General features: G+C 55.3%; 17 protein-coding genes. 6 read left to right on the top strand and 11 right to left on the bottom strand.

What is annotated here, in order from left to right; translation table 11 throughout:
• Positions 1-10 precede the first annotated feature (10 nt).
• Both ACFPMF_RS12840 and ACFPMF_RS12835 read right to left on the bottom strand, forming a co-directional pair.
• Entirely contained in the window at positions 11-1,339 is a 1,329-nt protein-coding gene (locus ACFPMF_RS12840) for a multicopper oxidase family protein (RefSeq protein WP_379845382.1), read from the bottom strand.
• A gap of 156 nt (positions 1,340-1,495) precedes the next feature.
• Positions 1,496-1,732, bottom strand: coding sequence for a cupin domain-containing protein (locus ACFPMF_RS12835; RefSeq protein ID WP_379845380.1), 237 nt, complete (start codon positions 1,730-1,732; stop codon positions 1,496-1,498).
• A gap of 207 nt (positions 1,733-1,939) precedes the next feature.
• On the opposite strand from ACFPMF_RS12835, the gene ACFPMF_RS12830 reads away from it, so the two are divergent.
• Positions 1,940-2,686, top strand: a complete 747-nt coding sequence (locus tag ACFPMF_RS12830) for an SDR family oxidoreductase (RefSeq protein ID WP_379845378.1) — start codon at positions 1,940-1,942, stop codon at positions 2,684-2,686.
• A 16-nt stretch (positions 2,687-2,702) separates the two neighbouring features.
• On the opposite strand, the gene ACFPMF_RS12825 is transcribed toward ACFPMF_RS12830, so the two are convergent.
• The 4 genes from ACFPMF_RS12825 to ACFPMF_RS12810 are packed head-to-tail and all read right to left on the bottom strand — an operon-like array spanning position 2,703 to position 3,828.
• Positions 2,703-2,900: a helix-hairpin-helix domain-containing protein gene (locus ACFPMF_RS12825; protein ID WP_379845376.1), complete on the bottom strand. Its 198-nt coding sequence runs from the start codon at positions 2,898-2,900 to the stop codon at positions 2,703-2,705.
• 13 nt (positions 2,901-2,913) lie between these two features.
• Positions 2,914-3,162 (bottom strand): hypothetical protein, encoded by a 249-nt coding sequence (locus tag ACFPMF_RS12820; RefSeq protein ID WP_379845374.1) that lies wholly within the window; start codon positions 3,160-3,162, stop codon positions 2,914-2,916.
• The gene (locus tag ACFPMF_RS12815; RefSeq protein ID WP_379845372.1) at positions 3,159-3,446 is read right to left on the bottom strand and encodes a hypothetical protein; all 288 of its coding nucleotides are present in this window, start codon (positions 3,444-3,446) and stop codon (positions 3,159-3,161) included. The genes ACFPMF_RS12820 and ACFPMF_RS12815 overlap by 4 nt, the downstream gene beginning before the upstream one ends.
• Before the next feature lie 31 nt (positions 3,447-3,477).
• Positions 3,478-3,828, bottom strand: coding sequence for an MmcQ/YjbR family DNA-binding protein (locus tag ACFPMF_RS12810; RefSeq protein WP_379845370.1), 351 nt, complete (start codon positions 3,826-3,828; stop codon positions 3,478-3,480).
• A 190-nt stretch (positions 3,829-4,018) separates the two neighbouring features.
• Between ACFPMF_RS12810 and ACFPMF_RS12805 the strand changes: the two genes are divergently transcribed.
• The 5 genes from ACFPMF_RS12805 (at position 4,019) to ACFPMF_RS12785 (ending at position 7,352) form a co-directional block, all read left to right on the top strand.
• Positions 4,019-4,834, top strand: a complete 816-nt coding sequence (locus ACFPMF_RS12805; protein ID WP_379845368.1) for a helix-turn-helix domain-containing protein — start codon at positions 4,019-4,021, stop codon at positions 4,832-4,834.
• Between the two features lie 78 nt (positions 4,835-4,912).
• Complete coding sequence (locus ACFPMF_RS12800; protein WP_379845366.1) at positions 4,913-5,539, top strand: NAD(P)-dependent oxidoreductase; 627 nt, start codon at positions 4,913-4,915, stop codon at positions 5,537-5,539.
• Positions 5,540-5,625: 86 nt separating this feature from the next.
• Positions 5,626-6,396: a helix-turn-helix domain-containing protein gene (locus tag ACFPMF_RS12795; RefSeq protein ID WP_379845363.1), complete on the top strand. Its 771-nt coding sequence runs from the start codon at positions 5,626-5,628 to the stop codon at positions 6,394-6,396.
• Positions 6,397-6,464: 68 nt separating this feature from the next.
• On the top strand, positions 6,465-6,869 hold the full coding sequence (locus tag ACFPMF_RS12790; protein ID WP_379845362.1) for an ester cyclase: 405 nt from the start codon (positions 6,465-6,467) through the stop codon (positions 6,867-6,869).
• Between the two features lie 42 nt (positions 6,870-6,911).
• On the top strand, positions 6,912-7,352 hold the full coding sequence (locus ACFPMF_RS12785; protein ID WP_379845361.1) for a VOC family protein: 441 nt from the start codon (positions 6,912-6,914) through the stop codon (positions 7,350-7,352).
• A gap of 89 nt (positions 7,353-7,441) precedes the next feature.
• Here ACFPMF_RS12785 and ACFPMF_RS12780 read toward each other — a convergent pair whose 3' ends face one another.
• The 5 genes from ACFPMF_RS12780 to ACFPMF_RS12760 form a co-directional block, all read right to left on the bottom strand.
• On the bottom strand, positions 7,442-7,855 hold the full coding sequence (locus tag ACFPMF_RS12780; RefSeq protein WP_379845359.1) for an ester cyclase: 414 nt from the start codon (positions 7,853-7,855) through the stop codon (positions 7,442-7,444).
• A gap of 53 nt (positions 7,856-7,908) precedes the next feature.
• On the bottom strand, positions 7,909-8,811 hold the full coding sequence (locus ACFPMF_RS12775; protein WP_379845357.1) for a helix-turn-helix domain-containing protein: 903 nt from the start codon (positions 8,809-8,811) through the stop codon (positions 7,909-7,911).
• 111 nt (positions 8,812-8,922) lie between these two features.
• Positions 8,923-9,684 (bottom strand): SDR family NAD(P)-dependent oxidoreductase, encoded by a 762-nt coding sequence (locus ACFPMF_RS12770; protein ID WP_379845354.1) that lies wholly within the window; start codon positions 9,682-9,684, stop codon positions 8,923-8,925.
• An 88-nt stretch (positions 9,685-9,772) separates the two neighbouring features.
• Complete coding sequence (locus tag ACFPMF_RS12765) at positions 9,773-10,684, bottom strand: helix-turn-helix domain-containing protein (RefSeq protein ID WP_379845351.1); 912 nt, start codon at positions 10,682-10,684, stop codon at positions 9,773-9,775.
• A gap of 73 nt (positions 10,685-10,757) precedes the next feature.
• Positions 10,758-12,302 (bottom strand): sulfatase family protein, encoded by a 1,545-nt coding sequence (locus ACFPMF_RS12760; RefSeq protein ID WP_379845349.1) that lies wholly within the window; start codon positions 12,300-12,302, stop codon positions 10,758-10,760.
• Positions 12,303-12,317 lie beyond the last annotated feature (15 nt).

The raw sequence follows: 12,317 nt of genomic DNA, 5'->3' as shown, positions 1-12,317 counted from the left end.
ACTGAAAAAACTACCGGCAACCGGGATGCAGGCTATGGGCGGTTTCGTGGGCGGGGTCGGCGTCATTGACCACCTCAAAGTGAGCCATCATCCCGGCGGCATGGTGTTCGAGGATGTGGCAGTGGTACATCCATTTCCCGGGGCGATTATCCGGCATCCAGGCAATTTTGACGGTAGTTCGCGGTTTCAGATTATACGTATCTTTCCAGGCGCGGTAAGCGGGCGCCTGTCCGTTTTCTTCCAGTACCTGAAAGAAAAAACCGTGCAGGTGAAACGGATGATCCATCAAACTGGCATTCGAGACTTCCCAGACCTGCAACTGCCCCACCCGAACGGGTTCATCCTGGGTATGGGTGCCCTCGTTGACCAGAAAATCCATTCCATTTTTCCAGCTCGGCCCCACGGCAAATTTGATTTTCCGGGTTACGGCGGCATCCGGAGGAGCCAGCGGCACAATCGTCCGCAATGAATCAGGAATGAAAGCGACCGACGGTTTGGGTTCCCGCACCTGCACCGTTGCCAATGTGCGTCGTTTAGCTTTGAGGAACGTGGTACGGTCATACGGCAGCGATTCAATGGCAAACGTTTCGCCTTTCTGAAAAGGCCCGGCCAGAATGTCCAATCGTTCACCCGGTGTGATCAGCACTTCCGTAACCGTTCGCGGCTGTTCCAGTAAACCGCCGTCCGTGCCGATGATGCGAAATTCTTTTCCACCCAGGTAGAGCACCACATACCGGGCGCTGGACGCATTGATAAACCGCCACCGTTCTACCTGCCCCGCGTGAATTTCAATCGTGGGCTGTTCCTTGCCGTTGATCAGCAACGTGTCGCCTTCGCGTCCGTCGTGTCGCTCGATGATTCGGGGCAGAAACCAGCCGGGTTCACTAAACTGCTGGTCAGCCGTCAATTTCATGTCATCGATCAGCATAACGCGGTCGGCATCCGTAACCGGGTCGGCCTCGTCCTCCACGATCAGCGCCCCGTACATGCCCCGTTCCATCTGCACCGTTTCGTTGGCGTGCGAATGATACCAGAAGGTTCCGGCATCGGGCACCACAAACCGGTATTCGAATTCCTCGCCCGGCCCGACCGGCTGCTGCACTTCCCCGGTTCCGTCCATCGGAGCCGCCAGCCGAATACCGTGCCAGTGAATCAGGGTCGGTTCCGGCAACTCATTCCGGAACTTAATCACCAGGGTGTCTCCGCGTTTCGCTTTCAAAACCGGTCCCGGCAGTTGCTGGTTGAACCCCCAGGCCCGCACGGTTTTGTGGGGTGCAATCGGCCAGTCAAAGGCACCCGCTTCGAGCTCGTATTCCACTACCGTCGTCTTCGTTTTCATCGTCTTGTTGTTTTCTGTCGGACATCAATCCGCTTTCGGTGAATACCCAAAACTACCCCCTTACGGAGCTGATTTGCCAGGAAACGTTGCCGAAACCGCCCGGCAGCACGAAGAACAACACCAGGAAGGCGATGAAACGGAATGCGCCGGAGACTCTTATTTTTCCCCGCCGTGCGGGCCGTAGAAAATCACCCAGGTCCGAAAATCATCCGTAAAGTTTTCGAAACGGTGCACGACACCCGCCGGCACAAACAGCACATCGCCGGGCTGAAACCGGGTCCGGACGTCGCCGTTCAGAAACTCGCCGGTACCACTGATGATGACGTAGAGTTCGTCCTGTTCGTGCGGTTGCTGGCGGTCGACCTGTTCGGGCTGGTAGATCTCGACCGACATCGAACCGTGCTTCAGGACCGTAGCGAATAGCTATCCGTCGGTTTGTTGCAGCTGTGCAAGCGCCTGTTGAATCGAAATTTGCATGGCTAACAGAAGGATAATTTTCCAAAGAAAATGTTTTCTTGCCATTTCGTGACCGTCCAGTGCTCCGCACCTCGGGTAACACCGCTTAAATTTCATCAACAGAATCGCTAATTCCCTTTTCAAATGCAAAAAACCGTACTGATCACGGGCGGCAGCCGGGGCATCGGAGCCGCCACCGCCCTGCTGGCCGCCGAAAAAGGGTATGCCGTTTGCGTTAACTACGTATCCAATCAGTCAGCCGCAGAAAAAGTCGTCGATACCATCCGGCAGCGGGGCGGAAAAGCGGCCGCCTATGCCGCCGATGTCTCGGTAGAATCGGAGGTAAACGAGCTGTTCAGGGCCGTTGACCGGGATTTCGGCCCGCTTTACGGTCTGGTCAACAATGCCGGAACGCTGGAAACGCAGATGCGGGTCGAAGACATGGATACGGGTCGGTTGCAGCGGATTTTTACGACCAACATTGTCAGTTGTTTTCTCTGCGCCCGCGAAGCCGTCCGGCGCATGTCGACCAAACACGGGGGCACGGGCGGGGCCATCGTGAACGTTTCCTCCATTGCCGCCCGCACCGGATCACCCGGCGAGTACGTCGATTACGCGGCTTCCAAAGGCGCCGTCGACAGCCTGACGCTGGGCCTGTCGAAAGAAGTGGCCGAAGAAGGCATCCGGGTCAATGCCGTGCGCCCGGGTTTCATTTACACCGACATTCACGCCCTGGGCGGAGAACCGGGCCGCGTCGACCGGGTCAAAGCGGGCATTCCGCTGAAACGCGGGGGCCAGCCCGAGGAGGTTGCCAACGCCATTCTGTGGCTATTGTCCGACGAATCGTCATTCTCGACCGGGATTTTCATCGATGTCACCGGCGGGCGATAAACGATCCCATCATCGTTTACGACGCAAAATCCAGACCGTGAGCGGCTAGTGCCTGCCTGATGGCTTTCAAGGCATTGGGACCGATGCCGTGCCATTGGGCAACTTCTTTCTCCGTCCATCGGGTAAACTGATCGAGCGTGGTGATGCCAGCGGCTGCCAGTGCACGCTGAGCCGGTTGCGCCAATCGGATGGGAAGATTAGTAGGATTCTTCATTGTAAAAAAACCGTTATTTCGTAAACATTGGAAGCGGATTGGCCGCCGGATTCCGGAAAAAATTCTTCGTGATGGCTTTGATCAGAAACCAGTGAAAACCCCGATTGGGAAACTGCCTGCGGTTTTCGCGGAGCTGCCGCCCATCCAACCCGAACGTTCTCACGCCCAGGGTAACATCAATCCAGTCGGCTTTTCGGAAATTTTCGACAGTTTTGTCGTACGGCCCCGTATAGGAGCTTTTTTTGTGGTGCCAGTAAATCATCTGGCCAATTTCGTCGCTCCAGTCCGGTTTGCCGTTTTGGTCAGGTACTGGCTGGCCTGCGCAATGGACGGGGCCAGGTAGTCGATGGTGCGGTCGGTCCAGATGCCAATGTCGTGGAATACCGCAGCAATTGCGTATTTTTCAAGGTTGGCGTCGTCCCGATCGAGCAGCCAACAGTTCAGAAAAACCCGACAAACGTGGTTGCGGTACCGGTCATAGTCCGCGCCCATCACGGGTTTGAAGGGTTGCAGCAATACGTCGATGGTTTTGGTAACCTCAGTCATGGGCGAAGAAGTTGGAACCGGAGGGAATACATCAATTTTCAGAATCGGGCTGAACCAATTGGGCCAGCCGTTTCGGGGCCACTTCCCGATAAGCCGCCGTCAGCGCATCCCGCAAGGTTTCCTCCGGCACCTTGCGAAGGTCCAGGAACGTCCAGCCCTGTTTGCCCCACTGATTGGGCACCGGATAAATGACGGTTTTATCGAAAATTGAAAAAAGATCCTGATCGCTTTCCGAAAGCTTCAGACAGACCCGCTGGTTCGGGACATCCAGCGTCGCGACGATCTTTTTGGCTACCCGAAACGACGGTTTTTCAAAATGCGGCTGTTCCACCATCTCGGGTAGCGACAGCGCCAGTTGCCGGAAGGCATCGATTGCGGTCATTGGAGAAGCAGTTTGCGGTTTCCGAAAGATACACAGAACCGCAGTGACAGCCCAGAACTTTCCCGGTTTTCCGGCAAAACCGATTTTTTTTGCGGAGACAGTAAGCGGCTGAAAATTACCGTTTAACCAGAATCCATTGCGCTAAAGTTTGCCGCTGGTTACTTTTGAGTAACTATTTCGTGTAATGCGTATGGTACAGCAGCTTGTCAACCGCCATCCCGCCCTACAACCGTACCTGAAAGATATTCTGGTGCTGGAAGGCTGTGAGCAGGTTCGCTCCTCGAATTCGTTCCGTTTTTTTGCCGATGGTTGCCCGGGTATCATCTTCCACCAATCGGTCCAGGGCATTTTGCTGAACGATAATCCGTATCCGGTTACGTCCATTTTTCTGTACGGGCAAACCCTCAAACCGGTGCACATTGCCACCACGGGCCGGTTTCGGATCGTAATTTTCTTCCTGTTTCCGCACGCCATCCGCCCCTTGCTGGGCCTCAAAGCCGACGAACTAACCGACGATTGTTTTGACCTGGGTTCACTGCCCACGCTCTCTGGTCTTTCGCTCCTGGAGCAACTGCTTCACACGGATTCGGTCACCGATCAGGTGGAGGTAATTGCCTCCGGTTTGCGCCGGATGCTCCAACTCAATCACCCCGAAGTCGATCGGGAGCTGGATTACGCCCTTCGTCGGATCTGGACGTCGCGGGGCGATGTGTCCCTGAGCGAATTACAAAAAACGCTGCGCATTTCCGAACGTACCTTCGAACGGCGGTTTGAGCACTACGTCGGTATTTCACCCCGCCTGTTTGCCCGGATTTGCCGGTTTCAGGCCACCCTGGCCCAGTTGAAAAACCGCCATTACGACAAACTCTCCGATCTGGCGTTTGACAACGGTTACGCCGATCAGTCGCATTTTATCCGCACGTTCCGGGAGTTTACCGGTTTTTCTCCCCTCAAATTCCACCAGCACCCGGACCCCTTCGCCGAAAACCGGGCTTTGGCGTATTAACCCGCAACTGTCGGTTTCGTTCTATTTTTGCCTGCGCTGCCCCGCTAGTTTTGCCTTCGTAAACTAACGAAAAATACCATGAAACTCCTCATTTTTGGTTCAACCGGCAGCGTTGGACGTCAGCTTGTTGCCCAGGCCCTCACCGAAGGCCATACGGTTACGGCTTTTGCCCGCAACCCGAATGCATTCCGGGAATTGTCGCACGAGCGACTTCAGATTTTTCAGGGCGATGTTTTAAATCCGGCGTCGGTTGCACAGGCCGTGCGGGGGCACGATACGGTTCTGGTCGTTCTGGGAGCCGGCAGCAAGGGCACGGTTCGGGCCGAAGGAACGCGGAACATTATCCAGGCGATGGAAAAAACCGGCGTCAAGCGGCTGATCTGCCAGACCACCCTGGGCGCGGGCGACAGCCAGGGCAATCTGAATTTCTTCTGGAAATACATCATGTTCGGTTTCCTGCTGAAAAACGCGATGAAAGACCACGAGCTTCAGGAGCAGTATGTGCAGCAAAGCGCGCTCGACTGGACCATTGTGCGCCCGGCGGCTTTCACCGACGGAGCCGCCACGGGGCAATACCGGCACGGTTTTCCGGCCAATGCCCCCGACCTGACGTTAAAAATTTCCCGCGCCGACGTCGCCGGTTTTCTACTTCGGCAACTGTCTACCGACGAATACCTGCATAAAACACCCGGTTTATCGTATTGACGAAGAGCTCGTTACCAGCCGCCGAACTTTTTCAGCTACGGGCCAGGTTTACGAATCAGCACGGCCTTTGCTTTTTGACCATGAACATGCAGCGATTTTTACCGGCTGATCCGCTAAAACCGTTCGTCAGGGCTTATCTCCTGATCGAAAGCGCTACCGGAACTGAAAACCGGGTTGTGCCCGACACCTCGATTGTGCTGGCGTTCCGGTACAAAGGCGCCATCACTCAGCATACCCACGAAGGTCAGCCCCGCGACCTGCCTTTTTCGGCGATCACGGGTCTTCGCAAATCCTCCCGGCTGATCCGGTACGCCAGCGATACGGCTACCCTGCTGGTGTTATTCCGGGAAGGCGGTGCGGCTGCGTTTTTCCGGGAACCACTGCACGAATTGTTTGGCCTCAGCCTGTCGCTCGACGAGTTGATCGGCCGCCGGGCGCTGGCCGAAACCGAAGAACGACTGGCCGAAGCGCAAAACCACGCGCAGCGAATTGCCCTTGTCGAACGGTTTTTGGTGGCCCGGCTCCGGTCAGCCAAACCAGAACACCGTGTTAATCAAGCGGTTTCCATCCTGAAAACCGCCCATGGCCATATCGGCATCAAATCATTAGCCCAGTCGTTGTGGTTCAGTCAGGATGCATTCGAGAAGCAGTTTCGGCGGGCCGTGGGCGCTTCGCCGAAGCAGTTTGCTTCGATTCTCCGTTTCCGGCACCTGATCGAGAGCCACGCAGCCGACCGGAGCCTGACCGACCTGGCCTACGAAGCCGGTTATTTCGATCAGGCCCATTTCATCAAGGATTTTCGCTCGTTTACGGGGCAGACGCCCAAGGCTTTTTTCAAAACCGGGCGATTTTGGTAGCCTTCACTGATTTTTTACAATTCCGCCGGTTTGGCCTCGGCTACTTTTGAGTGGTAAAAATTCAGACTATGAATACGATAGAACAACACAAGGAAACCGTGCGCCGGTTGTACGAAGAGGTGATCACTTCGGGGAATCTTGCGCAACTGACCGAAATTTTTGACGAAAATTATACCGGCATCGGTATTGGTCAGGGCCCGGCGGCTTTTCAGAAAGCGGTCGAGGAGCTTTTACTGGCTTTCCCGGATCTGGCCTGGACGGTGCACGACGTTTTTGGCGAAGGCGATAAAGTCGCAATCCGCTGGTCGTGGAAGGGTACGCACCGGGAACCGTTCAAGGGCATTCCGGCCAGCGGCAAAACCGTTACCAACGACGCCAATGCCATTTACCAGTTTCGGGGCAACAAGATTATTTTTTCGTGGCTCCAGAGCGACCGGCTGGGCGTTTTGCAACAACTGGACGTCCGACCGTAAGGAGTTGATTTTGGGATTACTACCTGATAAACAACGAATACGATGGAACAACGACTGAGCGTCATCACGATCGCAGCGGACGATTTGCCCGCCATGCGCCAATTTTACGTAGAAACCATCGGCTGGCAACCGGTGGCCGAAAACCGGGATATCGTCTTTTTCCGGTGCAACGGTTTTCTCCTGAGCATCGGCAAACGGGAACAACTGGCTCCGCTGATTGGGGTTAGTCCCGACGGCAGCGGTTTTCGGTCCTTTACGTTCGGGTACAACGTGCCGACCAAAGCCGAGGTGGATACCTGCTTTCAGGACTTCAAAGCAAAAGGCGTTACGATCCTGCGGGAGCCTACGGATACCTTTTTTGGCGGATACTTTTTTTATTTTGCCGATATCGAAGGCAATGTGCTGGAGGTTGCCTACAACCCCTATATTCCGCTGGATGCCGCCGGTAATGCCGTCACGCATCACCCCATCGACCATTTGTAGCCGCGTACTGCCTTCGGGCAGCGTAACCTCCAAGGTTTTTTTATGCAGGAAGCCGGTTGTAGGTTGGCCCGCTTCCTGCATAAAAACGCCTATCGCCCGGAAAGTTCGGCAATGACCTCGGGCAGGTTGCTCATGCCCCAGTGTTCGACATACTGTCCGTCCCGCAACCGGATGAGGTCAATCACCCGGATGACGACCGATTTATGGGTCGGCGGCACGCCCATGAATTCGCCGGTATGCGTCCCCCGAAACTCCTTGCGGGTCGTCACCTTGTCGCCTTCGGCCAGCTGGTCGTGGATCGTAACCGTCAAATCCGGAAACCCGGTTTTCAGCACCCGGTTCAGGAAATAAATCATGCTGTCCGGTCCGTTGGGTGCCCCTGCGGGCGCCGTATGGTTGACGCAGTCGGCCGCCAGAATCTCGCGCAGTACCTCGGCATTACCCGCTTCAATTCCTTCCTTGTTGAAGCGGATCACCACGGCTTTGTTTTGTTCAGTCATCATTGCCTTGGAGTTAATTGTCTCCGGCAAAGGTAGACGGAACCCGGGCCGCCGGGTTAGGGCCGGGCGATCAAAAGCTGTTGGTGAACGTTCAATTCCTGCCTTTGAAACGCCTTGGGGGTTAGACCCACCACCTGCCGGAACGACTGCGAAAAACTGGAGTGGCTTTCGTAGCCAACCTGGTGGTAGACTTCACTCGGTTTCTGGCGATACTGCCCCAGCAGTTCTTTGGCCAGCTCCATCCGGCGGTGCAGCAGCCACCGGCTCGGTGAAGTGCCATATACTCTAAAAAACCGCCTTTTGAAGGTCGAAACGCTGGTATTGCACAGAAAGGCCAGTTCCTCAATGCTGACCGGACTGGTGAGGTTCGCTTCAACGGCTTTGCGGAGCTGCCAATCGTCCCCGTCAGTTTGCGGCACCGACTGAAACGACAGCAACGTCTGTGGATTCGTCGTCAGCAGGTAGAGCAGCAGTTCTTCCAGCTTCAGTTGCTTCATTTCCTCCGAAATTGCCCCGCCCAACTGCGTCAGAATGGTCAGGGATTCGATGAATTGCCGGGTAAACGCATCTTTCCGAAACGCGACGTACGGTTCCGTGCTGATGGTCAGCGACGCCCGTTTGGTCTGAATCAGTTTTTCGTATTTCCGGTAAAAGTCGGCCAGCACCTGGTTATCGAAGAAGATCAAGATACTCCGAAAAACCGTTTCTTCCGACAAATCCATGGAGACCAGGCAATTACCCGCCGATAGAAAGTGAAACTCATCGTCCTGAATCCGCACAACTTTTTCCGCAAAATGCATCGTTTTTTTACCGCTGATCACCAGGCTAATCGCGTTGCTGTGGAGCATGCTCCGGCCCCGAAACGACCCTTGCGGAGCCGTGTAGGGTTGAATCAGAATGCCCCGGAAGGCCGTATCGCGGCTCCGGACGATGTCCTGTGGTAAGTGGTAGATGTCCATACGGCCTAAACAGCAAACGGTTAAAACCGGTCAGACGACCGGTTTTAACCGTCCAAAAATACGAATTATTGCCAAACGATTCCGTTCTCCAACCAGCTCGGTTAAAGCCGGTTACAGATTCATGCCGCCCGAGACCTCAATGCGCTGCGCGTTGATCCAGCGGGCGTCTTCGGTACACAGAAAAGCCACCACCCCGCCGATGTCGTCGGGGAGCCCGGCCCGGCCCAGGGCCGTCACCCCCGCCACCCATTGGTTGAGCTGGGCATTGTCGCGCACCTGCCCCCCGCCGAAGTCGGTTTCAATCGCACCGGGTGCCACCACGTTGACGGCGATTCCGCGGGCACCCAGTTCCTTGGCCTGGTAGCGCGTCAGCGTTTCGACGGCCCCTTTCAACGCTCCGTATAACGAAGCTCCCGGCACGGAGAAACGGGCCAGCCCGCTCGAAACGTTGATAATCCGCCCCCCGTCGTTCAACAGCGGCAGGGCTTTCTGCGTCAGGAAGAAAACGCCTTTGAAGTGGATATTCATCAATTGATCGAACTGATCCTCGGTGGTTTCGGCAAACGGAGTATGCAGGCCGATTCCGGCGTTATTCACCAGAAAATCAAACCGGTCGGCCCCAAATGTCTCGTTCAAAACCGCCTTGAGCGACTCGAAAAACGCATCGAAGCTCTTCACGTCGCCGGTATTGAGTTGCAGGGCTACGGCTTTTTGCCCCATCTGCCCAATTTCGGCCACCACGGCCAGGGCATCATCCTGTCGGCTGTTATACGTCAGAACGACGTCAATTCCTTTTTGGGCCAGGTGCAGGGCCATATTTTTGCCCAAACCACGGCTCCCGCCGGTTACTAAAGCAATCTTACTGTTGTTCATCGTTGTCTTGACTTGTGATGACACAAAAGTAGCGCAGCCGACCACCGGGGTGTTTGCGAGCATCAATCCATCCTTTGCAAAATTCAAATCAGGCCCGGAAAGCCAGCGGGGTGAACGAGGTCTGTTTTTTGAAGAAATTGGAAAAGTGGGCGACTTCTTCGTAACCGAGGGAATACGCAATTTCGGAAATCGTCCAGTCGGTTTGCCTGAGCAGGATTTTTGCTTCCTGCAAGATTCGCCCGCTGATCAGGTCGGTGGTGGTTTTGCCGGTGCTTTCCTTCAGCACTTTGTTGAGGTGGTTGACGTGCACCGCCAGCCGGTCGGCAAAATCCCTGGCCGTCCGGAGGTTGAGTTTCTGGTGGGGCGACTCAATCGGGAACTGGCGTTCGAGCAGTTCGACAAACAGCGACGAAACGCGCGCCGAGGCATTATGCACTGGGTACAAAGCCGTTACCGGTTGCAACTTCTGGCCGTAATGGATCAGTTCGAGGACGTAATTCCGCAGCAGATCGTATTTGTAGACGTAGTCCGACGCCAGTTCCCGGTACATTTTTTTAAAGATGTACAGCAACTCCTCAGCCTGTTCGTCGGAAAGCTGGAAGATCGGGTACCCGCCGGGGTGGTAAATCGGCAGGTCGTCGAGCACCACGCCACTTTTGCTCGGCACCAGAAATTCGCCCGTAAAAATGCAGAAATAGCCAAACTGATTGTCGTCCTGCGGGAGCCAGTGGTACGGTATTTTGGGGGTGGCAAACAGCAGCGCATTCTTCTCGATCTCAATCACTTTATCGGCGTATTCGGCCCGGTTTCGGCCACTGATCAGGCTGATTTTGTAGTACGCCCGGCGGTTATACGGCATCACCGGTTTGGTACTTTTCCGGATTTGCGCGTGCAGTTCGTCAATTTTGAATACGTTGAAGTGACCGATTTCCCGGCTGATCCCTTCCGGCATCAGGGAGGTCGTTTCACGGTAGAACCCTTCCAGCGTCGTCGTTTCCATCGTCAGGCACAGTTTACGAAATTCAAATGTACGCCTTTTTCGTTTCTCCCGGAACAGGCACGAAAACTACCTTTCAAATCCCCTGTTTAGCCAGCATTTCGGCGGCTTCGGTGTCTTTGTATTCGAGCGTCAGTTTTTTCAACTCCTGCTTCAACTGGCGAATAACGGCCTGATAGTTGGGATTTCCGTACCCGTTTTTCATCTCCTGCGGATCGGTTCTCAGGTCAAAAAACTCCCAGGACTCACCGTTTCCGTAGAAATAAATCAGTTTGTAACGCTCCGTCCTGACGCCAAAATGAGGCATTACGCGGTGTTCAAGCGGGTATTCGTAGTAGTGGTAGTAAACCGACTTGCGGCCCTGGCGGCTCTTGGGTAAGGGCAGAAACGACCGGCCCTGCATATCAGCGGGGACGGGCACGCCGGCGGTTTGCAGAATTGTCGGCGCAAAATCCGTATTGACAAACAGCTGATTGGTCACCGTACCCGGTTTGATGCGGCCCGGAAACCGCACCAGCAGTGGCATGTGCAGCGATTCTTCGTACATAAACCGCTTGTCGAACCAGCCGTGTTCGCCCAGGTAAAACCCCTGATCCGACGAATACATAATCAGCGTGTTTTCCGTCATGCCGTGCTGATCCAGATACTCCAGCACCCGCCCCACGTTCCGGTCTACCGATAAAATGCAACCGAGGTAATCGTGCATGTAACGTTGGTATTTCCAGTTGTCCAGCGCTTTGCCGGTCAGGTTTTGCTTCTTAAAGGCTTCGTTCAGCGGATCATAATACGCCTTCCAGGCCCGGAGCTGCGCGGGGTTCATGCGCTTGACGATGGGCATGGTGTCGATATCCACTTTCAGGTCCAGCCCGAGCCGCATGGTGGGCGTTGCAATCTGCATGTCCTGATGCTGAGCGGCTTTCCGGCCCTCGTAGGTGTCGTAAAACGTCGCGGGCAACGGAAACGTCTGGCCGTCAAACGCGTGCAGATCCGTCGTGTCGGGCTGCCACTCGCGGTGGGGTGCTTTATGACCGATCACCAGACAGAACGGTTTCGACGCATCCCGGCCCTTGTCGAGCCAGTTCAGCGCATCGTCGGTAATCACGTTGGTCGCGTAGCCTTCCTTCCGGACGGTTTTGCCGTCCATCCGGATGAAATTCGGGTTGTAATACAATCCCTGTCCGGGCAACACTTCCCAGAAATCAAAATACTGCGGATTAGCCTTCAGGTGCCACTTCCCGACCCAGGCGGTCTGGTAGCCCGCTTCCTGCAAATACTTCGGAAACATCGGCTGGCTGGCATCGAAAATACGCTCCTTGTTGTCGCGGTAGCCGTTGAGGTGGCTGTATTTTCCCGTCAGCAGGGTCGCCCGGCTGGGGCCGCAGATCGAATTGGTGCAGAACATGTGCTGAAAAACCGCCCCTTCGCGCCCAATCCGGTCGATGTTGGGCGTCCGGATGTACGGGCTGCCGTAGGCGCTGATGGCTTTCAGGGCATGATCATCCGAAAAAATAATAAGGATATTCGGTCGGCTAGGCGCCGACTCCGTGAGCGGTTTCCAACGGAAAGCCAGCATCCCAACCAGCAGCGTCAGGACGACAAACGCTTTTATAAACCAGGCCATTGTTTTCAGAATACG

Origin of the sequence: Larkinella bovis, from assembly GCF_042655385.1 — a bacterium.
Classification (GTDB): Bacteria; Bacteroidota; Bacteroidia; order Cytophagales; family Spirosomataceae; genus Larkinella; species Larkinella bovis.
The sequence above is the reverse complement of the archived record's forward strand: the minus strand, read 5'-3'. Positions and strand labels throughout refer to the sequence as shown.

What these genes read in the sequence shown, in the direction of transcription:
- ACFPMF_RS12765 (WP_379845351.1), bottom strand. Translation starts at nt 10,684, where the DNA reads ATGGAAACGACGACGCTGGAAGGGTTCTACCGTGAAACGACCTCCCTG.
- ACFPMF_RS12815 (WP_379845372.1), bottom strand. Translation starts at nt 3,446, where the DNA reads ATGACTGAGGTTACCAAAACCATCGACGTATTGCTGCAACCCTTCAAA.
- ACFPMF_RS12770 (WP_379845354.1), bottom strand. Translation starts at nt 9,684, where the DNA reads ATGAACAACAGTAAGATTGCTTTAGTAACCGGCGGGAGCCGTGGTTTG.
- ACFPMF_RS12825 (WP_379845376.1), bottom strand. Translation starts at nt 2,900, where the DNA reads ATGAAGAATCCTACTAATCTTCCCATCCGATTGGCGCAACCGGCTCAG.
- ACFPMF_RS12780 (WP_379845359.1), bottom strand. Translation starts at nt 7,855, where the DNA reads ATGATGACTGAACAAAACAAAGCCGTGGTGATCCGCTTCAACAAGGAA.
- ACFPMF_RS12800 (WP_379845366.1), top strand. Translation starts at nt 4,913, where the DNA reads ATGAAACTCCTCATTTTTGGTTCAACCGGCAGCGTTGGACGTCAGCTT.
- ACFPMF_RS12805 (WP_379845368.1), top strand. Translation starts at nt 4,019, where the DNA reads ATGGTACAGCAGCTTGTCAACCGCCATCCCGCCCTACAACCGTACCTG.
- ACFPMF_RS12830 (WP_379845378.1), top strand. Translation starts at nt 1,940, where the DNA reads ATGCAAAAAACCGTACTGATCACGGGCGGCAGCCGGGGCATCGGAGCC.
- ACFPMF_RS12775 (WP_379845357.1), bottom strand. Translation starts at nt 8,811, where the DNA reads ATGGACATCTACCACTTACCACAGGACATCGTCCGGAGCCGCGATACG.
- ACFPMF_RS12760 (WP_379845349.1), bottom strand. Translation starts at nt 12,302, where the DNA reads ATGGCCTGGTTTATAAAAGCGTTTGTCGTCCTGACGCTGCTGGTTGGG.
- ACFPMF_RS12820 (WP_379845374.1), bottom strand. Translation starts at nt 3,162, where the DNA reads ATGATTTACTGGCACCACAAAAAAAGCTCCTATACGGGGCCGTACGAC.
- ACFPMF_RS12795 (WP_379845363.1), top strand. Translation starts at nt 5,626, where the DNA reads ATGCAGCGATTTTTACCGGCTGATCCGCTAAAACCGTTCGTCAGGGCT.
- ACFPMF_RS12785 (WP_379845361.1), top strand. Translation starts at nt 6,912, where the DNA reads ATGGAACAACGACTGAGCGTCATCACGATCGCAGCGGACGATTTGCCC.
- ACFPMF_RS12790 (WP_379845362.1), top strand. Translation starts at nt 6,465, where the DNA reads ATGAATACGATAGAACAACACAAGGAAACCGTGCGCCGGTTGTACGAA.
- ACFPMF_RS12835 (WP_379845380.1), bottom strand. Translation starts at nt 1,732, where the DNA reads ATGTCGGTCGAGATCTACCAGCCCGAACAGGTCGACCGCCAGCAACCG.
- ACFPMF_RS12840 (WP_379845382.1), bottom strand. Translation starts at nt 1,339, where the DNA reads ATGAAAACGAAGACGACGGTAGTGGAATACGAGCTCGAAGCGGGTGCC.
- ACFPMF_RS12810 (WP_379845370.1), bottom strand. Translation starts at nt 3,828, where the DNA reads ATGACCGCAATCGATGCCTTCCGGCAACTGGCGCTGTCGCTACCCGAG.